Annotated in this window: 19 protein-coding genes; 3 read left to right on the plus strand and 16 right to left on the minus strand. The window is 61.0% G+C overall.

Annotated elements, in window-relative coordinates:
• Positions 1–372: 372 nt before the first annotated feature.
• The 6 genes from rpoB to N688_RS18610 all read right to left on the minus strand — a co-directional run bounded on the left by rpoB (position 373) and on the right by N688_RS18610 (position 9,657).
• The gene (gene rpoB / locus N688_RS18585) at positions 373–3,870 is read right to left on the minus strand and encodes a DNA-directed RNA polymerase subunit beta (RefSeq protein WP_052890677.1); all 3,498 of its coding nucleotides are present in this window, start codon (positions 3,868–3,870) and stop codon (positions 373–375) included.
• A 690-nt stretch (positions 3,871–4,560) separates the two neighbouring features.
• Positions 4,561–5,415: a hypothetical protein gene (locus N688_RS18590; protein ID WP_052890678.1), complete on the minus strand. Its 855-nt coding sequence runs from the start codon at positions 5,413–5,415 to the stop codon at positions 4,561–4,563.
• A 379-nt stretch (positions 5,416–5,794) separates the two neighbouring features.
• Positions 5,795–6,730: a cysteine synthase A gene (cysK, locus tag N688_RS18595; protein ID WP_052890679.1), complete on the minus strand. Its 936-nt coding sequence runs from the start codon at positions 6,728–6,730 to the stop codon at positions 5,795–5,797.
• Positions 6,731–6,757: 27 nt separating this feature from the next.
• Positions 6,758–7,180 (minus strand): response regulator transcription factor, encoded by a 423-nt coding sequence (locus N688_RS18600; RefSeq protein WP_052890680.1) that lies wholly within the window; start codon positions 7,178–7,180, stop codon positions 6,758–6,760.
• 152 nt (positions 7,181–7,332) lie between these two features.
• Complete coding sequence (locus tag N688_RS18605; RefSeq protein ID WP_052890681.1) at positions 7,333–7,773, minus strand: RrF2 family transcriptional regulator; 441 nt, start codon at positions 7,771–7,773, stop codon at positions 7,333–7,335.
• Positions 7,774–7,986: 213 nt separating this feature from the next.
• Complete coding sequence (locus tag N688_RS18610) at positions 7,987–9,657, minus strand: cytochrome c biogenesis ResB family protein (protein WP_052890682.1); 1,671 nt, start codon at positions 9,655–9,657, stop codon at positions 7,987–7,989.
• Between the two features lie 450 nt (positions 9,658–10,107).
• Between N688_RS18610 and N688_RS18615 the strand changes: the two genes are divergently transcribed.
• Positions 10,108–11,211, plus strand: a complete 1,104-nt coding sequence (locus N688_RS18615) for an aminopeptidase (RefSeq protein ID WP_052890683.1) — start codon at positions 10,108–10,110, stop codon at positions 11,209–11,211.
• A gap of 82 nt (positions 11,212–11,293) precedes the next feature.
• Here N688_RS18615 and N688_RS18620 read toward each other — a convergent pair whose 3' ends face one another.
• From N688_RS18620 to N688_RS18650, 7 genes are all read right to left on the minus strand, one after another.
• Positions 11,294–12,097: a class I SAM-dependent methyltransferase gene (locus N688_RS18620; protein WP_052890684.1), complete on the minus strand. Its 804-nt coding sequence runs from the start codon at positions 12,095–12,097 to the stop codon at positions 11,294–11,296.
• A 55-nt stretch (positions 12,098–12,152) separates the two neighbouring features.
• Positions 12,153–12,464, minus strand: coding sequence for a hypothetical protein (locus N688_RS18625; RefSeq protein ID WP_052890685.1), 312 nt, complete (start codon positions 12,462–12,464; stop codon positions 12,153–12,155).
• A 66-nt stretch (positions 12,465–12,530) separates the two neighbouring features.
• Positions 12,531–13,463 (minus strand): WD40 repeat domain-containing protein, encoded by a 933-nt coding sequence (locus N688_RS18630; protein ID WP_052890686.1) that lies wholly within the window; start codon positions 13,461–13,463, stop codon positions 12,531–12,533.
• 278 nt (positions 13,464–13,741) lie between these two features.
• Positions 13,742–14,227, minus strand: a complete 486-nt coding sequence (mog, locus tag N688_RS18635; RefSeq protein ID WP_052890687.1) for a molybdopterin adenylyltransferase — start codon at positions 14,225–14,227, stop codon at positions 13,742–13,744.
• 9 nt (positions 14,228–14,236) lie between these two features.
• Entirely contained in the window at positions 14,237–14,983 is a 747-nt protein-coding gene (locus N688_RS18640) for a CpXC domain-containing protein (protein ID WP_052890688.1), read from the minus strand.
• A 184-nt stretch (positions 14,984–15,167) separates the two neighbouring features.
• Positions 15,168–16,439, minus strand: coding sequence for a DNA double-strand break repair nuclease NurA (locus N688_RS18645; protein WP_052890689.1), 1,272 nt, complete (start codon positions 16,437–16,439; stop codon positions 15,168–15,170).
• On the minus strand, positions 16,429–19,551 hold the full coding sequence (locus tag N688_RS18650) for an AAA family ATPase (RefSeq protein WP_052890690.1): 3,123 nt from the start codon (positions 19,549–19,551) through the stop codon (positions 16,429–16,431). The genes N688_RS18645 and N688_RS18650 overlap by 11 nt, the downstream gene beginning before the upstream one ends.
• Positions 19,552–19,886: 335 nt before the next feature.
• Here N688_RS18650 and N688_RS18655 point away from each other — a divergent pair, with 335 nt between their 5' ends.
• Both N688_RS18655 and N688_RS18660 read left to right on the plus strand, forming a co-directional pair.
• Complete coding sequence (locus tag N688_RS18655) at positions 19,887–20,891, plus strand: LolA-like protein (protein WP_156025508.1); 1,005 nt, start codon at positions 19,887–19,889, stop codon at positions 20,889–20,891.
• Between the two features lie 278 nt (positions 20,892–21,169).
• On the plus strand, positions 21,170–22,114 hold the full coding sequence (locus N688_RS18660; protein ID WP_052890692.1) for a DUF6612 family protein: 945 nt from the start codon (positions 21,170–21,172) through the stop codon (positions 22,112–22,114).
• Between the two features lie 192 nt (positions 22,115–22,306).
• Here N688_RS18660 and N688_RS18665 read toward each other — a convergent pair whose 3' ends face one another.
• The 3 genes from N688_RS18665 to N688_RS18675 all read right to left on the minus strand — a co-directional run bounded on the left by N688_RS18665 (position 22,307) and on the right by N688_RS18675 (position 25,920).
• Complete coding sequence (locus N688_RS18665; protein WP_081839000.1) at positions 22,307–23,854, minus strand: SPFH domain-containing protein; 1,548 nt, start codon at positions 23,852–23,854, stop codon at positions 22,307–22,309.
• 33 nt (positions 23,855–23,887) lie between these two features.
• Positions 23,888–24,940, minus strand: coding sequence for a PSP1 domain-containing protein (locus tag N688_RS18670; RefSeq protein WP_202901969.1), 1,053 nt, complete (start codon positions 24,938–24,940; stop codon positions 23,888–23,890).
• Positions 24,941–25,338: 398 nt separating this feature from the next.
• Positions 25,339–25,920 carry an ANTAR domain-containing response regulator gene (locus N688_RS18675; protein WP_052890694.1) on the minus strand — a complete coding sequence of 194 codons (582 nt, stop codon included), beginning with the start codon at positions 25,918–25,920 and terminating at the stop codon, positions 25,339–25,341.
• Between the last annotated feature and the right edge of the window lie 305 nt (positions 25,921–26,225).

Raw genomic sequence — 26,225 nt, forward strand, 5'->3', positions numbered from 1 at the left:
GCCATCTCCTCGACGCGCTCTTGTTGTCTCTTCTCCTACCACTATTTTGCCGGCCTTGCCTTAGTGCGGGCTGCTCCGTCCGTCTTCTGCCGCTCTGGTTACTCCGCTCATCTCACTCACTTCACCCCGGTAGTTGACTCAGCCAGCTCTCTGGCCTGGAATGGAACCTGCCTTGTCTGACCTGGACGTGGGCGCTGATGACAGGCAGGCACCAGCCAACTGGCAAGCAGCACTGAATATGCTGGTTCAGGCTTGCCGGCCAGAGAGCGAGCCGACAACGGCACAGCCCAAGACGGCAGGGGAACCGGAGGGAGTACTGCGACCGCTCGCCGTGCCGGTTGATTGATGGCACGGGCACCTTCTCCGGTTCCCTTACTGATCTCCCTCGAAACCGGACAGATTAATGCCTAGCTCGGGCATGACGTCGTTCGAGCTGTCCTCAACGAACTGGATCTTCTGATCGTCCTCGCTGAGAACGTCTACGTTGATCCCCAGGCTCTGCAGTTCCTTGACCAGGACCTTGAAGGATTCGGGTACGCCCGGCTCGATGATGTTTTCGCCCTTGACGATGGCCTCGTAGGTCTTGACACGCCCCACTACGTCATCCGACTTGACGGTGAGGATCTCCTGCAGAATATAGGCCGCGCCGTAGGCTTCGAGCGCCCAGACCTCCATTTCTCCGAAGCGCTGGCCACCGAACTGCGCCTTACCGCCCAGCGGCTGCTGCGTGATCAGGCTGTAGGGGCCAGTCGAGCGGGCATGGACCTTGTCTTCGACCAGATGGGCTAGCTTGAGCATGTACGTGTAGCCCACGGTGATCGGCTGATCGAACGGCTCGCCAGTGCGTCCGTCGAAGAGCTGGATCTTGCCGCTCTCCGGTAGGTTGGCACGGCGCAGCAGTTCAGAGACATCGGCCTCGCTGGCACCATCGAAGACGGGCGTCGCGATCTTGATGCCCAAGGCTGTGGCGGCCCAGCCCAGATGGGTCTCCAGGATCTGCCCAAGGTTCATGCGGTGTGGCACGCCCAGCGGGTTGAGAATAATATCGACCGGAGTACCGTCGGGCAGGAATGGCATATCTTCAATGGGCAGGACGCGCGAGATGACGCCCTTGTTACCGTGGCGTCCAGCCATCTTGTCGCCAGCGCCGATCTTGCGCTTCTGAGCAATGCTGACGCGCACCAGCTGGTTGACTCCGGGGGGTAGCTCATCGCCGTTCTCACGCGAGAAGACCTTAACCTCGACGACCTTGCCGCGCTCGCCATGAGGGACGCGCAGCGAGGTATCCTTGACCTCACGCGCCTTCTCACCGAAGATGGCGCGCAGCAGCTTCTCCTCCGCGGTCAACTCGGTCTCGCCCTTGGGCGTGATCTTGCCGACCAGGATATCCTGCGGTCCGACCTCAGCGCCGACGTAGATGATGCCACGCTCGTCCAGGTTGCGCAGGCCCTCCTCGCCAACGTTCGGGATATCGCGAGTAATCTCTTCGGGGCCAAGCTTGGTGTCGCGCGCATCAACCTCGTACTTCTCGATATGGATCGAGGTGAAGAGATCCTCGCGGACAATGCGCTCGCTGATCAGAATGGCGTCCTCGAAGTTGCCGCCCTCCCAGCTCATAAAGGCCACCAGAATATTCTGCCCGAGGGCCAGCTCGCCATCCTGGGTCGAGGAGCTATCGGCGATCACCTGACCGGCGCGCACGCGGTCGTGCTTGCGCACGATAGGCCGCTGGTTGATGCACGTGCCAGCGTTGGAGCGCATGAACTTGCGCAGGCGATAGGTATGGATCTCGCCCTGATAATCCATGATCTCGATGACACGCGCCGTCGATTTGACGACCTCGCCATCGACCTCGCTGACAAGCACCTGACCCGAGTCAATGGCCACCTGACGCTCGATGCCGGTGCCACAGACCGGCGCCTGCGGTCGCAGCAAAGGCACCGCCTGACGCTGCATGTTGGCGCCCATCAGCGCGCGGTTGACGTCGTCGTGCTCCAGGAAGGGGATCAACGCGGTCGCCACGCTCACCGCCTGACGCGGCGAGACGTCCATGAAGTCCATGTTGTCCGTGCTGTCCATGATAAACTCGCCCTGGTAGCGAGCCAGCGTGCGCTCTTCGGCGAACTCACCGTTCTCCAACAACGGGGCGTTCACCTGGGCGATCTTGTAATTCTCCTCGTCGTCGGCGGTCAGATACTGGACCTCGTCGGTGACGAAGGCCCGGACATGGACCCAGGCGTCGCCAAGCATCTTCGACAGCTTCAAGAAGAGATCCTCATCGACGCGCACACGCTCATGGGCTTTGACCAGCACCTGGCCGTCCTCGTCGACCACATTCTCTCGTTCTCGCCCCACCACGCCGCGGAACTCCCGCCCGATCAGGCGCGGGTCATTGGCCCGCAGACGGCGGTAGACCTTGCGATAGGGGGTCTCGATGAAGCCGTAGGGATTGACCTGTCCGTAGGTGGCCAGGTAGCCGATCAGGCCGATGTTGGGACCTTCCGGCGTCTCGATGGGACAGATGCGCCCGTAGTGCGAGCGATGGACGTCGCGCACATCCAGCCCGGCGCGCTCGCGCGAGAGGCCACCAGGACCCAGGGCCGAGAGGCGGCGCTTGTGGCCAATCTCCGCCAGAGCATTGGTCTGCTCCATAAACTGCGAGAGCTGGCTGCCACTGAAGAACTCGCGCATGGCCGCCACCACCGGGCGGATGTTGATCAGAGCGTTGGGCGTAGCCTGGCCTGGCTCCTGGATGCTCATACGCTCCTTGACGACACGCTCCATGCGTAAGAGACCAACGCGGAACTGCGACTGAATCAGCTCGCCGACGCAGCGCACGCGGCGATTGCCCAGATGGTCGATGTCATCCTTACGCCCGTGACCGTTGTTGAGACGGATCAGGCGACGGATAATATGCACCAGATCGTCCAGCGTCAAGACACGGATATGCTGCGGCACGGCCAGCTCTAACTTGCGGTTGAGCTTGTAGCGGCCCACATTGCCCAGGTCATAGCGTCGCGGATTGAAGAAGAGGTTGCGCACCAGCGAACGCGCATTATCGAGGGTGGCAGGATCGCCAGGGCGCAGCTTCTTGTAGAGTTCGAGCAGGGCCTCCTCCTCACGCTTGACCGGATCACGATCCAGCGTCGTCTGGATATAGCGCACGTTGGGATCGTCATCAGCCTCGCTGAAGGCCTGAATCATGCCCTGATCCGTCGTCAGATCAACGTCTTCGGTATGCCACTGCTCGCGGGCAATGCTGGCGACAGCGCGCAGCAGGGTAGTGACAGGCAGCTTGCGCTTGCGATCAATTTTGACGGAGAGGAGATTCTTATTGCTTGTTTCAAACTCCAGCCAGGCACCGCGATTCGGGATCAACTTGGCGGCGAAGAGCTTGCGCCCGGTACTGGCATCCTCTTCAGCGGTAAAGTAGACCCCCGGCGAGCGCACAAGCTGGCTGACCACGACGCGCTCGACGCCATTGATAATAAAGGTGCCCTGCTTGGTCATCAGGGGGAAGTCCCCCATGAAGATATCTTTCTCGATGACCTCGCCCGTCTCCTTATTGATCAGGCGCGCCTTGACCGTCAGCGGGGCGGCATAGGTGGCATCGCGGTCGCGACACTCATCCTCGCTGTACTTGGGCTTGCCAAATGGCTCGGGCGGGACAATAAACTCCAGACTGAGATTTTTGCCAGTGAAATCTTCAATAGGAGAGATCTCTTCAAAAACTTCGCGCAGACCTTCTCGCTTGAACCATTCAAAGGAGTCGAGCTGGATCTGGATCAGGCCCGGCATTGGCCGTATATCCGGAATACGCGCGAAAGAAACACGCTCCGGGAGCGCCACGGCCTTGCTGCTCACTGTCATGTGTGATATTCTCCTCTCACTAGAGCTTCACGGAGGAAAACCTTCCTTGCGCGACAGACGGCCTCTCCTTACGTAGCCCAGCTTCCTGTCTTGCCCATGCAGACAGACCAAAGCAAGCCAGGCGGTTGCTGCTGTTGGTTCGTCAGGCTACAATGGGAAAGGCAGTTACCAGGGAGGGCCTATCTGCCCGCCAGGTCACATCTGCGTCTGCTGTCGTGAAGGGAAAGTTGTCCCGAGAGGCGCCTCGGCGCACCTCTCCGGAGGATCGTGAAATCGATGATTGCTGCTGTTGTTTACGGTTGCTGATAATTCCTGTGCCGGGAGCATTGCATGACAAGAAAAGTAACCGCTTCGTGCTCCCACAAGCGGTTACTCGGAATTGCGTTGTCGTCTTCGTCGTCGTTCAGTTGGTTGCTGAATCACCCACATGCACGGCCCTACACACTGACTCAGAGAAAAAAACATGCTGTGTGCCGACCCTTTCCGGCCAGGGTTGCACCCAGTCACTCCTTGTCAATTGGCAATTTGAAAGTATATCCCCTACCGACGACTTTGTCAAGTCCCCCAAAGGGGGAATTTTTTGACGACCCCAATTTTCCCCTCCCCCCTCCAGCTCCCAAGCTCCGCCTGATCCAGGCACCAGCTCAGCGAGTGGCGAGCCAGGACGCTCGGGCCGGGCGGAGCTGAAGCTCAGGCGGAAAGGGCCAGCTGCTTTTGATGCTGGACCTCGGCGAGGGCCGCCTCGATCTCCTCGCCCAGAGCTGGATTCCAGGGCCGATCGGCGTCGATCCAGCGTTTGCGCAACAAGGCCAGCAGGCGCTGCTGGTCGGCACTGGAGAGCAGCTGTAGCTCTAGCAGGGACTCCGGCTCGCCAGGTGAGAGAATAGAGAGCATGAAGTCATGAATCCAGAGTGATGTATGGCTATCGAGCCGGTAGGTCCGCGGCGCCGCCATCTGCCGGCCCAGCGAGCAGCAACTGACCAGAATGCAAGCCAGCAGCCCTAGCATGCCGACACTCAGCGCCAGCCCGGGCAGGCTAAGCAGCAGGAGCAGACCAGTGCCAAGGGTTGCCAGGACGGGATCAGCCCAGCTCTGCACCCAACCCAACAGGACTAGCGGGATCAGGCCCCCCAGCACTGCCAGAAAGCAGAGCAAGGTGGTGCCAATCATCCAGAAGATACTGCCCAGATTCTTATGCGACAGATCGCGCACTGTCAGGCTCTGGTCCTCAATGAGCAGCATTTCTCGGCGGTAGCCCATTTGTAGAGCATAGAGATAGCGCAGACTCATGAGGCAGCCAGCCAAAGCGCTCAGGACGAGATAGGCCAGCAGGGCCAGGAGGACATCCTGCCACTTCAGATAGGGCGTGAAGGCATGTCCGTAGCTTCCCCAGAGCCAGCGTCCCACTCCTAGCAGTCCCACTGCCGTCAGCAGGAAGGCTGTCGCTGTCAAGAGGGCCAGCAGGCTGTTGCGCACATAGGCGGAGCGCTTCAGATGAAAGCGTTGGACCTCTGTCCCGCTTTGGTGCTGTGTGATTGTGGACATCGCGCGTACCATCCCTCCCCATGTGCAGCAAAAAACATCTCGGCTGGCCAGCGTCATCAGGTCTGCTGCCAGGCCGGCGCGCCTTGCTTGGATTGGGAGAAGAGAAAGGCAAGGCACCGCGACCGGCTACGGCTTGTTCGTTGAGTGACGTTGAGTCGCGCTGGTACTCCCTGGCATTTGCCCTGGAGGCTGGTCACAGCCGCTATGATTTAAGACGAATCAGGGGGGACTTCGGTCTCATGAGCAGGCAGCGGACAGAGCTGATCGCCAGCGATCTTGTTGCATCCGCTTTGCTGAGACTGACTCACTCTGTGTCATACCCAACCAGTACCGCTCACAGGCCAGTCAGGGTGTACCACGAGGTCGGAGGGCGGTGATCTCAGACGCGCAGGTCGTCGAACAGGATCGTGTGCAGGTAGCGCTCGGCGGCGCTGGGAAAGATAGTCACGATGATTTTGCCCTCGTTCTCTTGCTTGCGAGCTTCCTGGAGAGCAGCCCAGGCTACAGCACCGCTACTGATGCCAACCGAGAGGCCCTCTTGCTCCATGATGGCACGCGCGGTGGCGACAGCATCGTGATCGCTGACGGGAATGACGCGATCGATGAGATCGACACGCAGGGTGTCGGGGATGAAGCCGGCCCCAAGGCCCTCAATGCGATGAGGCCCGGGACGCCCGCCTGAGAGAATGGCACAGGCCGCAGGCTCGACTGCTACCACCTCCACCGTTGGCTTGCGGGCACGCAAACCTTCGGCGACTCCGGTCAGGGTTCCACCAGTGCCGACGCCGATCACTACCATATCGACAGCCCCGCCGGTGTCTTCCCAGATCTCAACGGCGGTGCCCTCGCGGTGAGCGCGAGGGTTGGCCTGATTATAAAATTGCTGGGGATACCAGGAGTTTGAGAGCGAGGTGCGCAGCTCAATCACTTTATTGATGGCGCCGCGCATCCCCTGGTTGCCCGGGGTCAGAATCACCTGGGCTCCCAGACGGCGCAGGAGCAGACGACGCTCCAGGCTGATAGTGTCGGGCATGGTGAGAATGCAGCGATAGCCACGGGCGGCGGCGATCCAGGCCAGCGAGATGCCCATATTCCCGCTCGTTGGCTCGGTGATGACTCCCCCCGGGCGCAGGAGGCCCTGCGTCTCCGCCTCGCAGACCATCTTGAGGGCTGGACGATCCTTCAGACTACCTCCGGGGCTGAACATCTCTAGCTTGGCCAGCACGCTGGCTCCGCAGGAAGCGGCAAAACGCTTCAGCTCAACCAGCGGGGTACGACCGATCAGCTCTGTTGCATCCTTGGGCCAGCGCGCCATGTTCACCTACCTGCCTGCCTGTGTGATCTAGCCTTGGGCTGGCTCGGCTTGCTCCGGCTCCTCGGCGAGCAGGGCGCGCATGAGAAAGAGGAGTTCTTGCACGCTGAAGGGTTTACGCAGCATCAAACCCGTATGCAAGCCCATGCGATGCAGCTCCCACTCGTAGCTACCGGTGATGACAATAATTGGAATATGTCTGGTTTGACTATGGCCGCGCAAGATCCTGTAGAGGGAGACACCGTCGAGGTTGGGCAAACCTACATCGAGTAGGATCAAATCAGCCCCAATACCGGGCAATTGCTCACGGGCTTCCTGCCCATCAGGAAAGACGTGCAGCTGCCAGGAACTGATGGTCGCGATGACCGCCTGAACCATCTCGATGAGGCGCGGATCGTCCTCTACTAAAGCGATTACCTTCGTCTTCTTGGCTTTTTGCACAGGAACAGCCACGTCTTACTACCCTTCCCCTTCAGGCCAACGGACAACTGCCGCTTGCCTGCTGCTGGACATCTCTAGTCCAGGCCACCAATCGGCTCCTACCCACCAACCAGTCTGCCGCTGCCACGAGCGACAGCTTGCTTTGCCAGGACTAGCCAGAGCTACTAGATATAGTACATGGTCTCTGCAGCAGCGCCCGTGCGATGGCGCTGCGCCAGCTCCTCGATGGTGGTCGAGAGCAGAATCTGCCAGGTCATCTCGTCGATTTTCTGCCAGACCTCGCGCAAAGCACAGCCTGGTGACAGCTCACAAACACCAGGCGAAGGTAAACATTTCATCGGTGGTACGTAGCCTTCCAGGGCTCGTACCACTTCAGCCATCGTAATCTGAGAGGGCGGCCTTGCCAGCATATGCCCACCTTTGGGACCGCGCACGCTCTTGACCAGCCCCTCCTTGCGCAACGCCATGAGGATCTGATCAAGGTAATGCTCAGGAATATACTGCCGACTGGCAATATCCGCACTTTCAACCGGTCCCTGTCCATAGTAGGCCGCCATGTCAAGCATGGCCCGTAGTCCGTAGTCACCTTTCATAGTAAGCTTCATAGGCCTATTCCTTTCTTGAGTATCCTCTCGCTTGCAGTATCCTCTCGCAGATGGACAGGGCTACGAACCTTTTGACCCCTGCTGCTTGCTCTTGCCTCTGTGCTACAGGACAAGGACGTGCTTCTAGCGCTAGGATATATCAATTGTGAATCACTGTCAATGGCCGCTTCTATGACCGCTGCCCCCCCGAACGCCGTCCTCAAGCCCCCTCATTTACTGCTTGCTTGGAGGGCCAGGTGAGGCGCTGGCCGCCTCGGCCACTCCCTCACTCCGCTCCTGGCAGTCTGCCGAGGCCCGGGCCTCGCGGGCGATGCTCAGGAGATCAGTGCGGATGTTGATGAAGTGTTCACGCAGGGCCGCCATTTCAACCTGGTCGCCGCGGATGCGCAGCCAGATGCGCCGCTGGGGGAAGTAGAAGGTGATACATAGGCTGAGCACCAGGACGACGGCAATCGGCCAGATGAGCGGAGCCCCGGCGTCGCGCGTGACCAGCAAGACGGTGGCGTCGCTGGCGGCATCCAGCTTGATGGTCCACTGACCGTCGACGCTCTTGCCGCTCTGGCCAGGCGAGAGACGCAGCAGGGCCTTGTCTTCGTTGTTGCTGGTGCCCGGTGTGCCAATGGCGATGAGCAGCACAGGATGGGCAATCTGCGAGAGATGCTGTCCTTCAGCATGGATGAAGAAGACGCCCATCGTGTAGTTGGTGCCACCGATAGGGACGCCCCGCGCATAGTCGACGACGCCATTACCCGAGGGGAGAGTGCTGCTGCTATCGAGAATGACGGCATCGTGATAGAGGACGTTGCCCTGGGCATCAGTAATGGTGACGACCGCCGAGGCGACCAGTGAGGATTGATGGAAGGTGATGCCATCGTAGGTCAGTGGGTCGTTGACGCGCAGGTGGTCGCTATGGGCCACAAGTTCACCGTCACGGTAGACGCTGAGGTCGGTGACGTAATCGACAGGCTGGCCAGTCCGCGGATCAAAGCGCGCGGTGAAGTGGTTGACACGAAAGCTGATGTTGTGAGGCGTGCCGCGCGGGTAGACGACGGCGCTCTCGCCGGTCGGGAGAGCCTGGTCGAAGCTGAAGCCGGCCAGGGCGTCGCTGAGGCTGATAATAGGGGCCGGCAGGATGCGCCGCGCCGGGCTGTTGAGCGGGAAGCCATGCCATTGGCTGATCATGCCCGCCAGTAAGAGGGCCACGAGCGAGGCGTGGAAGACGAAGGTGGAGAGGGTGGCCCAGGTGTTCTTGTTGGCGTAGAGATAGGTGACTTCGCTGTTGCTTACGGTGTCGCTTTCGCTGCGGACGCGGTAGCCACGACGCCGCAGGGCCGCCCCGGTCCAGGCAACGGCCTCAGGATGGCTGAAACTGGCTCGCTCCAGGGCATTCTGATAAAAGCGCTCGCTGCGTCGGATGAGCGGATGGGCAAAGTTTTGCCAGATGGCCGGCGCCCGATTGAGGGTGCAGACAACAATGCTGAGCGCCAGTATGCCTAGGAGGAGCATAAAGTACCAGCTTGAGAAGATGGTGAAGAAGTGCAGCCAGTCGTAAATGGGCGTCAGCGAGCCGTACTGCGGCAGGGCGTTCTGCTGCAGCCAGGCCTGATAGGCTGTCGGGTCGTTGAGGACTTCGCCCGGCGCCTGCGGGAAGTAGATGCCCAGGATGCAGACGATGATGATGCTGACAATCAAAAAAATAGCTGTGCGCACCGAGCTGAGCCAGCCCCAGAGGGCATCAAGCGGGTGCCGTATCACGTAGGCCAGACGCTTCTTGAGGCGCTGGCCAGGGCTGAGCCGGGGTGCGACAGGCCGTTTCTTGCTTGCCGCGGGCCGCGATCGCCGCGCCGCGGGGCCGCGCCGCGGTTGCTTGAGCAGTGTCGCCATGAGAATCTATGGTCTTTCCTTCCTGCCTGCTGGCTGAAATGGAACGGTCCTTGCCTGCTTGCTTGTATGTGTCAAGTGCCACCGGTTGCGTCTCGGGTTCTTGTAGTATGATAGAGCAAGGGTGGTATTCTGGCAAGCGTCCGCCCACTGTATCGCTCCTAAAGAGAGCATCCTCGCACGGCCCTGCAGCACTCCGTCCCCATAAGTAGGAACCTCAACGGACGCCGCGCTGGTGCAGAAATTCTATACTACTTGTTGTTGAGCAGATGAGACAGGACAAGCTGGCAACCGCATCTACACGACCCCTCGCTGCGCGCAGAGGGGCATACACGTCATCGTATCTTGGGGAGAGCTATGCTTGAGCACTGCTGCGCCCGCCCCTCACCGTTGCCAGTTTTCCGGCTTGAGGCATGCTGATTCTTGCTTATAGAACAAAGAGGAGTTCTTTTCATGGCCGACGAACGTCATCAGAAGTTGGCTCAGGTGCTTGTCCACTACTCGCTGGAGCTGAAACCTGGCGATCGATTGCTGATCCAGGCTCCTACCGCAGCTTTTCCACTGACCCGCGAGGTTTTTCGCGAGGCGATCCGCACTGGCGCCTATGTGGTGGCAGTGGAAACTCTGCAGCCGGAGTTGACCGAGCTGCTGCTACGCGAGGGCAGCGACGAGCAGCTGACCTATGTCTCCGAGCTGGATCGCTTGCGCGTCGAGCAATATACGGCCCGCCTCTACGTTTGGGGCGAAGAGAATACGCGCGCATTGTCTTCGGTTGATCCCAAGCGCCTGGCCCTCTACCAGCGAGCGCGTCAGGCCCTGGTGAGCCGCAGACTAGAGCGTGAGGCCAGTGGCGAGGCTCGCTGGTGCGGGACGCTTTTTCCGACACACGCTTATGCCCAGGATGCCGGAATGTCTTTGAGCGCCTATGAGGAGTTTGTCTTTACGGCTGGCATGCTGGATGCTCCTGATCCGATTGCGGCCTGGCGCCGCGTTTATGAGGAGCAGGAGCGCATCGCGGCTTTTCTGGAGCAGCATGATGAGCTGCATATTGTGGCCCCCGGAACCGATCTACGGCTGCGCGTGGGAGGTCGCCGCTGGATTAATTGCGCCGGCAAGGAGAATTTCCCAGACGGCGAGGTCTTTACCGGCCCTATCGAGGATTCGGTCTCGGGTACCATTCGTTTTAGCTATCCAGCCTTCTATGAAGGCCACGTGGTTGAGGACCTAAGCCTGACCTTCGAAGAGGGGCGAGTGGTGAAGGCCACGGCCCGCTCCGACCAGGCTTTTCTGGAGGCCATGCTGGATGTTGATCCCGGCGCCCGTACAGTCGGCGAGATAGCTTTCGGCTTGAATTATAATATTCAGCGCTTTACCTGTCATACGCTCTTTGATGAGAAGATTGGGGGGACGATGCACCTGGCCCTTGGGGCCTCGCTGCCGGAGAGCGGCGGACGCAATCAGTCGACGATCCATTGGGACATGGTGAACGATCTGCACGAGGGCCGTGTCTATGCCGATGGCCAGCTTTGCTATGAAGATGGGCGCTTTTTGATCTGAGCAAGGGAGCCAGATCCGCGGCTCTCCAGAGGCGAGCCACGGATCTGGCTTTTGTTTGTTCTCTTTCTTTCTTCCTCTCTTATCACGCTTTGCGTCCGTGCCAGAGGGTCCAGCACTCCTGAGCGATAATCTCGCCTCCGCTCTGCTCGTGCTGGGCCAGATGCTCTTCAAGAAAGGCGATGTAGGCGAGCAATTCGTTGACCTCCTCTTCGCTCATTTCGTAGAGGGGGGCGTTCAGTACGTAGCTCACCAGTTCTTCGGCCAGGGCGCTACTGTTGGGATAGGCGCCGCGCGTCTCCCAGAGCGTGCGCTGTTGAACGTCGCGAAAGCCAACGTCTTGCATGATCTGGCGTACCTCTTCGCGCTTGAAACGCGCCAGGACGTACTGGTCGACAAGATGCGGGTAGCGGGCAAAGAGGTAGCCCCAGATATGGGTTTTGCTGCCTGGTTCCAGGAGATCTTCGGGGGTCTGGTCCTGGACAAGCAGGTAGCCACCGGGTTTGAGCAGGCGATAGGCTTCGATGAAGCAGGGGCGCAGCTCTGTCGGACGCAGGTCGCGCAGCAGGGCGCGCATGAGGACGATGTCGTAGCGCTCGGCCAGCAGGCCCGTGGCCAGGGCGTTGGCACGCAGAAATTCGATGTTGCGATGGCTTGCGCAGCGCTGGCGCGCCTGCTCTAGCTGCTCTTCAGCGCTGTCGAGGCCGATGACATAGGCGGCCCCTAGCTCGGCCAGGGCCTGGGAGTAGAGACCATCGCCGCAGCCAAGATCGAGGATAAGCTTGCCGCTGGGCGGGATGAGGGTGGTGACCGCCTCCAGCCAGGCGGGATCAGGGCGGTCGCTGATCTGTAGCAGCCCTCTTTTTTCTGGGTAGACTCGGGTCGCCATTGTTCCCGCTCCTTCCTGTGTGACGCACACCAGCTCGGCGCGCACCGCTCGAGGCTCAGGTGAGGTGCCGGGGAGCGCTCAGCCCGCCCTTGATGTAGGCTTTGACTCCCTCCGGTCCGCGAATGCGCAGCCAGAGCGGACCGCGCTGCGGTGCAAACTGCAATTCAAAGGTGAGCAGGGGAGCACACTCGCGCTCGATGCTGATGAGCGCAAGAATGGCCGCGAGCTGTTCTTGTCTGTCTCTGAAGCGAAAGGCGTAGCCGTCGCTGAGTTCTTTGACCTCCTCGGCCTCCCGGAAGAGGTCGAGGGTGCTTTCGCGGCGCCGCATGATCCGCCCCCGCTCTCCGCTGCTCTCTTCGCTAGACATCGCTGATTCTCGCACGCTCGTGTTAGGGCTGACTGTGACTCAGGTCCCTTTGTTGCTACTGTTGAGCTAATCTACATCTATCTCTATGATATGTATCAGTGTATCACTGGCAGAAGCAATTTGCCTACCCTGGGGGGACCAGGCCAGACAGCGAATCCAACGCTGGTGCCCGTTGTAGCTGAGGAGGGTTGTGCCAGTGGTGGCTTGCCAGAGCAGGAGAGCGCAGTCGTCTCCTGCGGAGGCGAGGAGCTGGCCGTCCGGCGACCAGGCCAGGGCTTTCAGGGGACGGCTATGACCAAGGTAGGTGGTGATGAGCTGTGGCTGAGGAGCTTGCGGTCGCCAGACCAGGACCCGCCTGTCGGCTCCGCCCGAGGCGATGAGCCGGCCATCTGGCGACCAGACGGCACAGTAGACAGGCCGACCATGCTCGCTGAAGCGTAGATAACGCTTAGCCTGGAGTGCAGCATTGGGGCCGCTGTTGACGGTCCAGATATCTACGTAGCCGTCAAAGCTGGCGCTGAGCAGCTGCTCCGCGCTGGGTGACCAGTCGACGGCGAAGAGCCGGTACTGTTGCTGGTCGCTGAAGAGGCAGCGTCCGCTACGACTTTCCCAAAGCTGGAGGCTGCTATCGCCGTAGTCGCCGCCCGAGATGAGATAGTCGCCGTTCGGGGACCAGGCCAGGGAGCGCACGAAGCGCCGATGTCCACGATAGATGAGCAGGCAGCGCTGAGGCGAGGCGACTTCCCACAGGTGGACGGTACCCGCGGTGTCGCCCGAAGCGAGCAGACGGCCATCGGGGGACCAGGCCAGGGAGAGAATACACTGCCTGTGACCTGTGTAGACGGCGAGGGGTTCAAGGGCGCCTTCCGCGGAAGACTGCCAGAGGCGCACGGTTCCGTCGCGTCCGCCAGAGGCGAGGAGCTGGCCATCCGGCGACCAGACCAGGGCAAAGATCGCGTCGCTGTGGCCGGGGTAGTGTCTGGCTCTTCTTGCGCGCATGACTGACTGCCGTCTCTCTTTTTTTCCTGGGGTAGCAGGGCTGCCGTTTTCTTCCATCCTGCCTGCATGTGCAGGCTCTCCGAGGGCGAGCACTCAGGAGGCTGCCCATCACGCTGGCCAGCGCCTCCTCTTGGTCCGGTCGCCAGCGATGGGCAGCGCTTCGATCTCTGGCCGGGACACGCCACCCATCCAGGATAGCAGGGACGAGCGCGCAACCGCAACGCAGTCCACAAAAGGGTCAGCCAGCGGCTGCGCTCTGTTGGTAGGCTCCGCTGCGGCTAGTGTTCACTGGGGCCACCGGTCAGGAGGTTGATCGCGTGCGGCAGCACGGGCAGGATCGTCTCCAGGCACTCCTTGACGGCTTTGGGACTGCCCGGCAGGTTCACAATGAGCGTCTGGCCGCGCGTGCCAGCGATTCCGCGCGAGAGCATGCCGAAGGGCGTATGTTGCAGGCTGGCGGCACGCATGGCCTCGGCCAGGCCAGGGGCCTCGCGCTCGATGACGGCCTTTGTTGCCTCGGGCGTGACATCGCGAGGGGCCAGGCCGGTGCCGCCGGTCGTCAAGATCAGGTTCAGCCGTTGCTCATCGCACCAGGAGCGCAGCACGGCCTCAATCTGATCCCGCTCATCGGGAACAATAGCGGTGGCGCTCACCACTGCCTGTGGTAGCTGGGCCACGAGAGAGCGAATGGTCTCGCCACTCGTATCCTGGCGTGTCCCACGGGCGGCGCCGTCACTGATGGTCAGCACGCCAACCGTAATCATCGTAGCTCTTCACCCCCTGGGGGCCAACGCGCGCATAATGGCTCCGATCTGCCGACGTGGCCCATAGAGCCAAACCGTGTAGGTTTCTCCCTGCTCTTCTTCTTCAACAATGCACTGCATCTCACGTGCCAGACGCCGGGCGATGTCGAACATCTGGCCGCGCTGAGCGACGCTGCGACTTTGCGTGCGCAGGGCAATCTTGCCGAGCCGCTCATCTTGACTCAGGCTGGCATTGATCAGGAGGGCTAGCTGATCCAGGCCAAAGATCACCTGCAAGGGAGGGATCTCCTCGCCCACGCCTCGGACAGCAGCAGCTGCTGCGAGAGAAGCAGCCATCTCCTCCTCGCCTGGCGCTTCAGACGCTTCGACTTCATCCGCTTTCTCCCTGATCTCCGCTTCCTGTCCTGCCAGTGAGGCCGGGGCCTCTTCCAGCTCCTTCTGCCGCTGGGCGACGCGCCCGTAGACCTCGTGCAATTTGGCCTCGATCAGCTCGCGCCCTTCTGGCGGCACGTTGTCGCGAGGATGGACATAGGCCAGCAGATGGTTGGGCGGATCGGAGTAGATGAACGGTCGCCGCGCTAAAGCTCGTCGCCCACAAGAAGGGCAGGTGACTACGTTGAGGCGACCCGCCAGGACGGCATAGCGCAGCTGCGGGTCACGCGCGGCGTTGACATATTCATAGACCTGGCATTCAAAGCCATGTCCACAGCGACAGGTCAGCTTGTAGCTGGCTGTCCGCGATGCTAATTGCGACATAGATGATAGCGCTTCGAAAATGACATCCTCTCCAACGAAATGAACCACACGAGCACGAAACATCTCTATCATATCACATCGAGGCCGGCCCCCAGGGCCAGGGCAAGCCCACAAGAGACCCGTCACAAGCCCTATCTTCTCCTCTGGCGCCCTGTCGCCAGCGCCCACTCGGCCCCGCGCCACCTCAGCGCCGACGGCTTTTACTGAGGGCCTTGGAGGAGAAGGTGAAGTTCAAGCCCTGACTCTCGATGAATTGTTGGAAGTGCGCATAGAACTCGCTGCGATCCTGGAGGGTGATGACGGCAACAGCGTCGGCAGTCTCGATGGCATAGGGATAGCCCTGACCTCCGGCGATGATCTCGGCTCGCACGACATCAGTAACAGGATCAAGCAGTCCCTCGTCAACGATCCAGCGCGGGAACTCCAGGCGGGCTGGTGGGCGCTGACTGACGGTCTGTAGATAGCAAAAGGCGATCCGCTCGCGGTAGGGACCGTAGTGATCGAGGACGTCACCGCGGGCACAGATCATGGCCGGGGTGCGATCGCCCCAACGCAGGCGCCCCTGCCACAGTAGGGCGTCGTGAATGCGCTTGGTCTCGCGCAGCAAGGGCTGAGGCTGCATGGTATCCAGGCGTAAGAGCATGGTGATGATATCGCGCGCATAGCTGGTGTCGATGTAGCCGATGAGGGGCACGCGGAAACGCTCCGAAGCCTGCAGCAGGGAAACGGCCCCGGCGATGTAGCGCTCGCGGTAGGGACTGGGCATTGTCAGGGCAAAGGAGACGACCAGGGAGCCATCGAAGAAGACCACGGGACTGTGGGCCGGTTCGTCGGGCCGGCGTTGACGGGCCAGCTGTTCCATCTGACTACAGAGGGTCTCGACTTCGAGCTGGAAGCGGCGCAGCGAGACCTGCAGTTCGGAGTAGGGGTAGCCGCTGGGATCGACGCTTTCGCCGGAAGCCTCTTCCAGGATTTCATCGGGTGCCAGCACTTCGAGGCGTACGTCTTTGACGTAGGGACGCCCGCGCTGGTGAGGATTGACAAAGAGACCAACCTGGACCAGAGCCACGGGAATCGAGGCGTCGCGCCAGGGCTGAAGCTGGCTGCCATCCACGGCCAGAGTCGTAATCCCCTCGATACACTCCGCCCACTGCCGCGCCTGCTCGTGATTGGCAAAGCGCTCGGCAAAGCGAAAGACGGGGCCGTGATAGTCCTCCTGAGTGGCCGTGACAAGCCAGCGATCGAACTCGATCGTTGGGCGTGCTCCCGCCGGCGGCAAACCCTCCCCGCCAGGCGGTAGGTGCTGTTCTAGCTGGGCGCTTGAGCGGTAGCGACGATAGAGGGTCTCGAGAGCATGGCGATAGGCGCCCAGCTGATCGCTGTAGGTCCCACCATAGAGCGTGAACTGGTCCCGTTTGCTGGCCAGGGCGGCTAGTAGCTTCCCTCTATGGAGCATGGGCGTGTTCCTCCTCCCGCTCAAAGGCAGCCTGCCATTCCTCGTCACTGACCAGGAGCGTCTCACCGTTTTCTTTACGCAGGCGGATCAGGCTGTCCAGTCCCTGCTCAAAGGTATCGTCATGGCTGATGACGATGAGCTGATCAAAACCGCGGACACGCCGAATCTGCTCGGCGAGATTGGTGCGCCGGGTACTGTCCATGTTCTGTGTTGGTTCATCGAAGAAGGCAATGGTCAGGTTGGAGAGCTTCTTGAGCAGCGCCAGGCGTACAGCCAGGGCAGCGCTCATCTGCTCGCCACCGCTGAGCTGGGCAAAGGTGCGCGTGGCGCTGCGGCTGCGGACGACAATCTCGTAGTCATCCTGCCAGCTCAGTTGCGCGCTGCGATCGCCCATGATCTCCCCAAAGATGCGATTGGCCTCGGCGGAGATCTCAGCCAGGCGGGCACGCAGGATCTGCGGAGCGGCTTCTTTGAGCAGTTGGCGGAAGAGATCGATCGTGCCGCTCAAGTCTTCAAGGGTGCGATATTCCTGCTGTGCGGCCTCCAGGGCGAGCAGCAGGGCTTCCGCCTGGCCAATGCGCGCCTCCAGTTCCGCAATGCGACCGCGCGTATGCTGGAGAGCAGTGGTGTAGCCCTTGAGGTCGGCACGCAGCTTCTTGATCTCTTCGTCGGTCCGTTGGAAGGCGGCTTCATCAAAAGCGATCTGGGCCTGGCGATAGCTGCGCTCGGCCTGCTGCAATTCCTGCTCTGCACCCTGATAGTCGGCAGTTGCCCGTTCGTATGATTGCTGACGCTGAGGCAACTGAAGCGCTCCTTGTTCGTGAGCCAGATAGGTCTGATAGCCGACCTGAGCCTGCTGGCGCCGGTGCTCTTGCTCGGCCAGGCGCCCATCAAGGTCCTGATAGGCCGCCAGGCGCTCGGCCAGCGCCTGTAGCTCTTGCTCCAGCCCGGCTTCTTGCCGGAGCAACGCAGCGAGTTGCTCGCGCAGGCCAGGCTCTCGCTCAATGGTAGTCAAAAGGCCGCGAATCTGGCCCGCCGGGTCATCCAGCTCTCTCAGCTGGGCCTCGACCTCCTTGAGGCGCTCACGGACCCCTTGCAGCTGCTGGACCTGCTGCCGACGCTCTACAAGCTGTTCTTCTAGTTGCTTGAGCAGCTCCTCAAGCTGTTCCACCTTCGCTCGGAGAACCGGCAAGGCCCGCACGCGCTGATCTGCCAGCTCGCTGGCGCGCCGTGCCTGCTCTGCCTGAGCGATCTCTTGACCGAGGTTCTGTAGCTCATCCAGGTCCTGGCGGAGGTCATTGACATCGCGCTGTAAGCGCAACAGTTCACCAGCCAGTTGGCGCAGGCGCTCCGCACACTCGCTCTGCTGGGCTCGATAGTGGCCCAGGCGCTCGTATTCCTGCGCATAGACGCTGAGTCTGGCGATCTGCTCCTCCAGCTCCTGCTGTTGCTGGCGCAGGTCGGCCAGCTGGGCCTCGTCACTGGCAATGAGCTGCTCGAAATAGGATTCAAGGCTGGCCAGACCTTTCTGGCGAATATTGAGGCATGGCTCATGGAGCAGAGGGCAGAGGCCGCCGCGCGAACGGCTGTAGGACTCGCGATAGCCATCGATGTTGCCTTCCAGACGATAGCGCCGGGCCGTCAGCTGGGCTTGCTCTTCGCGCAAAGTGGGCAGGCTTTCCACCTCCTGGCGGTGGGATTCGACCGCGGCTATGGTCTCCTCCAGGTTCCGCAGGCGCTCAGCGGTTCTGGCACGCTCCTCTTCCTTCTGACGCAGGGTCTCTAGCTTCTCTTGCAGCTGAAGCTGCTTCTGACTGCGCTCCGAGAGGCGAGCCTGCAGCTGGGTCAGGAGGGCAATGCGTTCAGGAAGCTGGCCAGCCAGCTCCTGCAGTGGCTCGATCTCACGGGCCTGATGCTGCAGTTCTTGTAATCGCTTCAGTTGCTGTTCTTGTTGACGGCGCAGGCTCCGCCCCTCCTCGACCAGCTCATCATAGCGCTGGACTTGCTGGCGCAGCTCTTCGCGCCGGCGTTCCAGCTCGCGCTGACGGTCGGCCAGCGGCGATAGCTCAATCACACGCTGGCGAGCCTGCTCGATCTCCTTGAGGGCGGCCTCTACATGGGCTTTGTTGGCGCTCAGGCCGGCCTGGCGACGCTGAAGAGCAGCCTGTTGCTGGCGCAGGGCGTTCCGCTGGCGCTCGGCCTGGCGCAGCTCCTGCAGAGTGGCCTCCGCCTCCTGATAGGCCAGATAGGCGGCGCGATTGGCCTCGACCTGGGCCTGGGCCTGGCGCGCCAGCGCCAGCTCCTGCTCGCACTGGCGCAGCCGCTGGCGGGCAGCCTCGCGTCTCAGCTGGGCCTGCTCGAAGCGGTGGCGCAAATTCAGCAGCTCGTCGCGCTGGCGCTGCAAGAGGGCATAGTGGTTCTCCAGCTCCTCTAATCGGCGCGTGCCATTGGCGATCAGCTCGGTCTGGCGCTGCTCCTCCTGGCGGGCCTGCTCCCGCTCCTGTCGCCACTGGCCCAGGTCGCGTGTCTCAAAGCTGAGGCGCTGAATCTCCTGCTGTTGCTGCTGCATCTGATCCTTATAGTAATTCTGGACCTCGCGCAAATAATCGGAGGCGAGGCGGTAGTCCTCGATCTGCAGCAGCTCATCGAAGGTCTTCTTGCGCTTGGCCGGAGCCTCCAGAAAGATCGCCGTGAAGGTGCCCTGCGGCACGCCGAGGGCGTCCTGAAAGAGCGTCGGCAGGGGGCGCTCGCGCTCAATGCCGAACAGCTCATGTAGCTTATCGAGCACATCGGTGCGCTGCTCCAGGTGATAGTCGGCTTCGCAATCGTAGAGCTGCCAGTAAGCGCCGGCGCCACAGCGGCGCTCGACCATATAGCGTCGCTCGTCGTTGCCCAGCAGGTGGACGCGAATCAGGCCATATTTTTCGCCCTCGCGCACAAACTGGCTATGCTTATAGGGCAAGGCATCGAAGAGGGCAAAGCCAATGGCCTCGACCAGGGTGGTCTTACCAGCCCCATTGGCTCCCTGAATAGCTGTCGTCCCCCGTCGGAACTCGACGGCCAGATGACGATAGCTCTTGATATTCTCCAGCTCAAGACGAGTAATCAACATGCCACACTAGCCTTCTGCACTGCACTACACTGCCCTGCTCCCTGCGGGGAGTCTGCAGCGATCTTTCCTCTGGCTCCCCTCTGTGGACGAGGCGCACCATTCACCCTCCTGCACTGGTGGGCAGCGGCGAGAGGCGAAGGCAGCCCAAAGAGGACGCAAAAACCCTGCTCAGGAACAAGGCTATGCTTGTTGTTTCTTCTCTGCGAGGCCGAAAGCGGTAGCTCCCAGGCGCATTATACCATGCCCGCGCCTGAAACACAGCATCGCCTTACCGCGTGTCAGGGGAAGGAAGACGAGAGAAGAGAAACAGGACAGCACAGACAGAGGAGTCTTTCATGCAGCACCTTCCATCTCTTTTCAAGACGAGCAAACGAACTCGCAGAGGAATAGCGAGTCTCCTGCTTCTGGGAATGAGCCTGGCCCTGGTTCTCAGCGCCTGCCAGGTAAGCCTGACGCCGGTGCAGCAGGGCAGCGGCCAGCTGCCTGTCGGTCAGGTCTTGCAGAAGAGCAGCCAGACCATGCAGAAGCTGAAGAGCTTCGCCTTTAACCTCACCGCCAGCGGCACGCTGCAGGGCACCGCTCAGGGAACGGCCACCGCCGTCAGCGGCGCAACCCCAGCGCCAGCGTCCGCCACGCCTTCAGCCACGGCCAGCGCCACCCCCACGGTCAGCCTGAGCTTCAATCTCACTGGCAACGGACAGCAATCGCTGCCCGATGGCAAGCAGGCCCTGAATCTAACGCTCAACCAGAGCACCAGGCTGGCAGAGATCATCATCGGCCAGCAGGTCTACCTGCAGAATCCGCGTGGCCAGTGGTACGTCATCGACGCCTCTCGACTGGAGACAGCCAGCGGCAACCTCCTGGCTGGCTGGAAGCTAGACACCAATACTCTCCTGGCGCTGGCACTACACAGTAGCATCGCGGACCACGGGGACGAGACCCTCAATGGCCAGAGCCTGCGCCATATCAGCGCCACCCTCGACAGAGAGGGCCTGCGTCAACTGCTCACGAGCAATACCCAGCTCAGCAACCTGCTGGGAAGCCAAAATCTCAATAGCCTGGTCGATCATACGCGCAGCTTCCAGGCTACGCTCGATCTCTGGATCGACGAAACGCAGTTCTACCTGCACCGCGTGCAGCTCAAGCTCGCCATGAATGCCGACACCAGCGGCCTGCTGACCCCAGTCGCCGGCGTAGCAACCACGCTGCTGCCTCCGACCTTGCTGGTGAATCTCAGCAGCAGCGCCGACCTTAGCCAGTTCAACCAGCCTGTGAACATCAACGCCCCGGCGAACGCTATCCCGACCGACGACCCTCGCACCGTCTTCGAGATGAGCTAAGGCGAGCTGTGCCTTCACCAGAGGCGGAAGAGAAAAACGGCCACGCGCAGCCGCGATGCGGCCCATGCAGATGGCTTGCTCGCAGGCCGCGCGTGGCTTTGTCTGATTGCAGCCTCACTCACTACAGCCCACGGTGGTACGGCGGCAGCATGGCAAGGCTCACTGCCCGGGCACCAGATCACCGGGTGCCACTTGTGATAAAGAAGATTTGATAAGGAAGAAGGCAGTGCGTCTATCTTTCCACAGAGAAAAAGAACACCGTACGAAAGGAGCTTGCCATGCTTATCCGCCGGCTACCGATCAGTTCGCTTCTTGCCGTTCTGCTCGGTCTGACGCTTCTGCTCAGTGCCTGCGGAACCGCCAGCAGCAGCAACAGCGGCGTTACCAAGAGCACACTCACTGCAGGGCAGGTACTGCAAAAAGCGGTTACGAGCATGCAGCATCTAAAGACAGCGCATTTCGACTTTTCCCTAACGGAAAACTTCCAGATGCAAAGTCAGGGAACAGCTACGCCAACCAGCCAGAGCAGTGCCATGCCCAACAACCTGACCCTGTCAATGCAAGGCAGCAGCGATGAGGCTTTTCCAGGGGAGGCTTCGGCCCAGATCAAAGTGAGTGTGCCCGGCCTTGGCACGAACCAGCAGCTGAACGAGATCATCAAAGATGGCAAGGTTTACATCCAGAACAAGCAAGGACAGTGGTACGTTCTCGAGCAAAGCAGCCTGACCGGCACGAGCAGCTTCCTGGGAGCGATTAACAGCGACCAGTACAGCCGCCTGCTCGCCCTGGCGCAGAAGGCCCAGCTTACGGACCACGGTGATCAGAGCCTCCACGGCCAGAACCTGCGCCACATCAGCGTCACCTTTGGCAAGGATGCCCTCAAAGACCTGCTCAACTCCTTTGAACAGCTGCCCAGCGGCCTCAGCCAGAGCGATCTACAGCAGATTGAGCAGGCCACGACCCTGCAACAGGCCAACCTGGAACTCTGGATCGATGAACAGAGCTTCTACGTCCACGAACTGGGGCTTAACATGAAGATGGACCTCGATCTGAACAAGCTGGTGCAGGCCACGCCGACAACCAGCAGCTCCGGCCTCAGCGGCGTTTTCGCCATTCAGACCAATGCCACCGTGGACTACAGCAAGTTCAACCAGCCCGTCAGCATTAACGCGCCGGCCAACGCCACACCCACCGATAACCCCTTGACCATCTTCCAGCAGTAAGCGTCAAAGCAGGATGGGTAGCCGTCATCCTCCGTCCGCTGAGGAGCCCAGCGAGACAAGACAGCCTGCCCCCTGCCCCAAAAAAAGCGAGGGCAGAGCCGACCGGGCAGCGGTCGGTCATGTCCTCGCCCTACCTTCCTTAGAAGGCGTTTCTCTCCGAAACCTGAAGGCAGCCGGAGTCAGCCAGGCAGGCTAGTCGCGGCCTGGGCGCTCCAGCTCAGTCTGATCGGCATACTGCGGGGCATAGGCGCGCATCCGCTGCTGCTGCTCACGAATCAGCTCGGCCCGCTGACGCAGCGCGCGGGCGGCTCGTGCGGCATCGAAGCTGACCAGACGACTCAGCTCAGGATCGTTGGCCACCGCCTCAAAGCGCGCCGCGAACGAGGCAATCGTCTCCGGATCAGTAATACGTCCCTCCCGGACCGCATTATACGTGCTGACCAGGATTTCCTCTTTCAAGGTCCTGGGAGAGGACGGAGCAGCGGCAGCCTTACCTGACTCAGAGGGTCCGGCGGAGGCTTTCCCCAGGACAGGGCCAGGGGCGAGATCAGCCGCGCGAGCTGTAGCCGCCAGGCTCTGGCCAGCGCCGGCTCCAGCCGGTGAACTCGCTCCCCCCACGCCCTCAGCGCCGTTGCCCGTCCTGGCGCCGCTGGCCTTGACCGTCTCCATCGCATCCGTATCGGGCGGCAGCGAGCCACGCGGTACCACCGCCACATCATGAATATGTACCCAGTGGACCTGGACACCCCAGATCGCCACCTGATCCTGCATACGCTCCGTCAGCTCGCTGTTGATCACCTCCCAGCTCGTAGCCCCTTCCTCATAAGGGGAGACCTCGTAGACCGGAGAGCGACGCGCCAGGAAATACCCCACGCTGAAGGTCGAGGCCACTGCCTGGATCGTTGTCAGCAAGAGCTGCTGAAGGCTGACCTCCCAATCGTTGACCTCGGTCACCGCCAGATGGGCATCTTCTGGCAACAGCTGATAGCAAACTGTCGCCGAGAGATAGACATCCTCCTCGGGGGTCAGATGCACTACCTGGGGCGGGCAGGTCCACTGCGTGCGCCGCGTATTCAGGCGCTGAGCCACCCGCTCCCAGGGGAGGAGCACATTCGGCCCCGGGAAAAGCGTGCGTCGATATTGCCCAAAAGCGAAAACCAGATCGACATAGCCCTCGGGGACAGGATGGAGCAGATAGCGCAGCAGGAGAACCCCAGCCACGACCATCAGCAGCAAGAGGATCAGACTGACCAGAGGACCGAAGAGCGCAAAGGAGCCAGCCACAAGAAAGAGCCCTACGCCGCAAGCCAGCGCCAGCGACCACAACACCACGTTATCGGCGGCATAATACAACATGACGCCGTGCAGGATCGCGATCGCCAGCAGGATCAGAGCCGCCGGCAAGAGGCCAGCATGGGACAAGTAAGCCTTGCCATGCAAAGCAGCTGGCACCAGGAGCAAGAAGGTCACAGCACCAAATAGCAGCGGAAGGAACAGCGGAGAAAACTGCTTGAACGTCAGCCACAGCGTTTCAATGCGTGAGGAAGGATAGCCATCATCGGCCAGTCCTTCGGTATCTGCCTCTGTCTCAGGCAGAGGGGAAACGGATGGTGAGGCATCAGGGGTATATGGACCCTGGCGGGCGGCGAAAGCCGCCTGCGATTCCTGGGCCGGGGCTGCCCAAACCGCGCTGGTCACGGGATCATCAGCCTGGCCCGGGTCCATCCATTGTGAAGACATAGACGCGCCTCCCTCTCTCAGCACCTGAAGAAGTTAATCGGCCCGTTGCTGATTGCTAGTTATATTGCCGGCGCTGCAACCCGACCTGCAGCCGCCCTGGGAGCCGCAGCGCGGACAAGGGCCAGCGCCCGAGCTACCGCAACTACAACTGCCACTCGCGCTGGAAGTGGCAGGCTCCTCCTGGCGATGAGGATTCAGTCGGCAGGTCTGGCAACAACCGCCCCCCCCGGATGAGGCACGCCCTGAACCTGGGCCAGGGCCTTGCTCTTGTCGCTGGGGAGCAGGGATCTGGATGGTCGCCCCGCTCTCCAGCATGACCTCGACCGTTTCCTTGGGCACATTGATCGAAACCACCTTGCCAGGTCCACTCGGCGTCTCCAGGACCGTTCCGATCTGCGGCATACGCTTCTTGGCCTGAATATAGTTCTCATTCTCGTATGACAGGCAACAGAGCAAACGGCCACAGACTCCCGAAATCTTGGCAGGATTGAGGGGGAGTCCCTGCTCCTTAGCCATCTTGATTGAGATGATGCCGAAATCACTGATCCAGGAGCTGCAGCAGAGCGTCTTGCCACAGGGACCAACACCGCCCTGAAGCTTGGCCTGATCGCGAGCCCCGATCTGACGCAGCTCGATGCGCGTGCGAAAGGTCGCTGCCAGGTCGCGCACCAGGGCCCGAAAGTCGACGCGCTCATCCGAGGTGAAATAGAACGTCAAACGGCTCCCATCAAAAGTATACTCCGCCTCCACCAATTTCATAGGAAGCTTGTGCTGAGCAATACGCTGCGCACAGCGGACCAGCGCCTCCTTCTCCTTACTTTTATAGGAGAGCATCATGCGCAGCTCTTCCTCGGTTGCCAGGCGGAGCACAGGTTTCAGGGGGTCACTCAGCTCGCTTTCTGCCACCTTTTTCGCGGGGATCACTACGCGGCCCGCCTCCACCCCACGCACCGTCTCGACGATCACATACTGGCCTGTGCGATAGGTTTGTCCCTGGGGATCAAAATAATAAATGCGCCCGGCGGGACGGAACCGGATACCGACAACCGTCACAACGTTCTCAGTAGCAGAAACTGTCGGCTGCATCGCTCCCGTCTGCTGCCCTTCTTCTTTTTCCTTCGTCTCGGCTGCTTCTGCTTCTCTCGCTCTCGCCTTGCTGACGCGCCACGCCCGGCGCCCTGGCTCCCGAGGGGAGGAGGTGGACGGGACAGACAGCTGGCTCCCCCTAAGCCGATGCGACCTTACAGGACGCCCAACGAGGACAACCCAGAGGGAATGGGGACGGCGGCAGTGCCGCCCCCGACTAGAGCCTTCTCTGCTCGCTCTGCTCTCATGCTTCTCCTGCCAGCTCGCTCGCTTACTGCCGCCTGGAGAGAGCGTAGAACTCAGCTCCGGCTGCCGCCGCCAGCGCGAGCGGCGCGGTGCGGCGCGGTGCCAACTTACGAATCAGGTCAGCCAGCAAGCAGCTCGATCGGCAGGTCAGGCTACATCTCGTTGATCTCGTTCGTCAGCAGGATAGCCTCCGCCACCTCGCGCATCGACTTGCGATTGTTCATACTGGCCTTCTGGATCTTACGGAAAGCCTCCTGCTCACTCAGGCCATAGCGCTGCATCAGCAGCCCCTTTGCCCGCTCCACCACCTTGCGCGTCTCCAGCTGCTCGCTCAGCTCCTTTGCCTTCCCCTCCATCGCGCGGAACTCGTTGTAGCGGGCAAGTGCCACCTCGATGGCCGGGGTCACCTCGCTCTCGCGCAGTGGCTTCACAATATAATTCACGACACCAGCCTGCTTCGCACGCTCGACCAGCGGTTGATCGCCAAAGGCGGTCAGCAGCAGCACCGGCGCGATGCGTTCCTGCGTCAGAATCTCGGCGGCAGCAATGCCGTCCATATCGGGCATGCGAATATCCATGATCACCAGGTCCGGGCGCAATTCGCGAGCCAGGTTCACAGCGCTCTGCCCGTCACCGGCCTCACCAATGACCAGGTAGCCCTGCTTGGTGAGGACATCCTTCAGGTCCATGCGTTGAATGGGTTCATCATCGGCAATGATCACACGTGTTGGCATGCTCGTATCCTGTCCGTATGACTTCAAACAAACCAGACTTGCAACTTCACAAACGACATATTCGACCTGGCCGCTAGCACAGACACAAGACCGTCCCCCGGTCGTTGCTCTGTGCTCTCTGGCTTGTATCAAGAGTATACCACAGGTGTTTGATGAGAGTCGAGATAGAGTTTTCTGCCAGTTGTTTGCACTCACGGTCTTGCCGAGAGCCATTCCCACTCGCTCGCTCCTTCGCCCGAATCTCGCTCTTCCCCAGCATCTATCTGCCACCCGCCGCCCCTGTCAGCCCAGACACTGGCTCAGGC

This window comes from Thermogemmatispora carboxidivorans (assembly GCF_000702505.1).
Lineage (GTDB): Bacteria > Chloroflexota > Ktedonobacteria > Ktedonobacterales > Ktedonobacteraceae > Thermogemmatispora > Thermogemmatispora carboxidivorans.

What these genes read in the sequence shown, in the direction of transcription:
- rpoB (WP_052890677.1), bottom strand. Translation starts at nt 3,870, where the DNA reads ATGACAGTGAGCAGCAAGGCCGTGGCGCTCCCGGAGCGTGTTTCTTTC.
- N688_RS18590 (WP_052890678.1), bottom strand. Translation starts at nt 5,415, where the DNA reads ATGTCCACAATCACACAGCACCAAAGCGGGACAGAGGTCCAACGCTTT.
- cysK (WP_052890679.1), bottom strand. Translation starts at nt 6,730, where the DNA reads ATGGCGCGCTGGCCCAAGGATGCAACAGAGCTGATCGGTCGTACCCCG.
- N688_RS18605 (WP_052890681.1), bottom strand. Translation starts at nt 7,773, where the DNA reads ATGAAGCTTACTATGAAAGGTGACTACGGACTACGGGCCATGCTTGAC.
- N688_RS18610 (WP_052890682.1), bottom strand. Translation starts at nt 9,657, where the DNA reads ATGGCGACACTGCTCAAGCAACCGCGGCGCGGCCCCGCGGCGCGGCGA.
- N688_RS18615 (WP_052890683.1), top strand. Translation starts at nt 10,108, where the DNA reads ATGGCCGACGAACGTCATCAGAAGTTGGCTCAGGTGCTTGTCCACTAC.
- N688_RS18620 (WP_052890684.1), bottom strand. Translation starts at nt 12,097, where the DNA reads ATGGCGACCCGAGTCTACCCAGAAAAAAGAGGGCTGCTACAGATCAGC.
- N688_RS18625 (WP_052890685.1), bottom strand. Translation starts at nt 12,464, where the DNA reads ATGTCTAGCGAAGAGAGCAGCGGAGAGCGGGGGCGGATCATGCGGCGC.
- N688_RS18630 (WP_052890686.1), bottom strand. Translation starts at nt 13,463, where the DNA reads ATGCGCGCAAGAAGAGCCAGACACTACCCCGGCCACAGCGACGCGATC.
- mog (WP_052890687.1), bottom strand. Translation starts at nt 14,227, where the DNA reads ATGATTACGGTTGGCGTGCTGACCATCAGTGACGGCGCCGCCCGTGGG.
- N688_RS18640 (WP_052890688.1), bottom strand. Translation starts at nt 14,983, where the DNA reads ATGTCGCAATTAGCATCGCGGACAGCCAGCTACAAGCTGACCTGTCGC.
- N688_RS18645 (WP_052890689.1), bottom strand. Translation starts at nt 16,439, where the DNA reads ATGCTCCATAGAGGGAAGCTACTAGCCGCCCTGGCCAGCAAACGGGAC.
- N688_RS18650 (WP_052890690.1), bottom strand. Translation starts at nt 19,551, where the DNA reads ATGTTGATTACTCGTCTTGAGCTGGAGAATATCAAGAGCTATCGTCAT.
- N688_RS18655 (WP_156025508.1), top strand. Translation starts at nt 19,887, where the DNA reads ATGCAGCACCTTCCATCTCTTTTCAAGACGAGCAAACGAACTCGCAGA.
- N688_RS18660 (WP_052890692.1), top strand. Translation starts at nt 21,170, where the DNA reads ATGCTTATCCGCCGGCTACCGATCAGTTCGCTTCTTGCCGTTCTGCTC.
- N688_RS18665 (WP_081839000.1), bottom strand. Translation starts at nt 23,854, where the DNA reads ATGTCTTCACAATGGATGGACCCGGGCCAGGCTGATGATCCCGTGACC.
- N688_RS18670 (WP_202901969.1), bottom strand. Translation starts at nt 24,940, where the DNA reads ATGCAGCCGACAGTTTCTGCTACTGAGAACGTTGTGACGGTTGTCGGT.
- N688_RS18675 (WP_052890694.1), bottom strand. Translation starts at nt 25,920, where the DNA reads ATGCCAACACGTGTGATCATTGCCGATGATGAACCCATTCAACGCATG.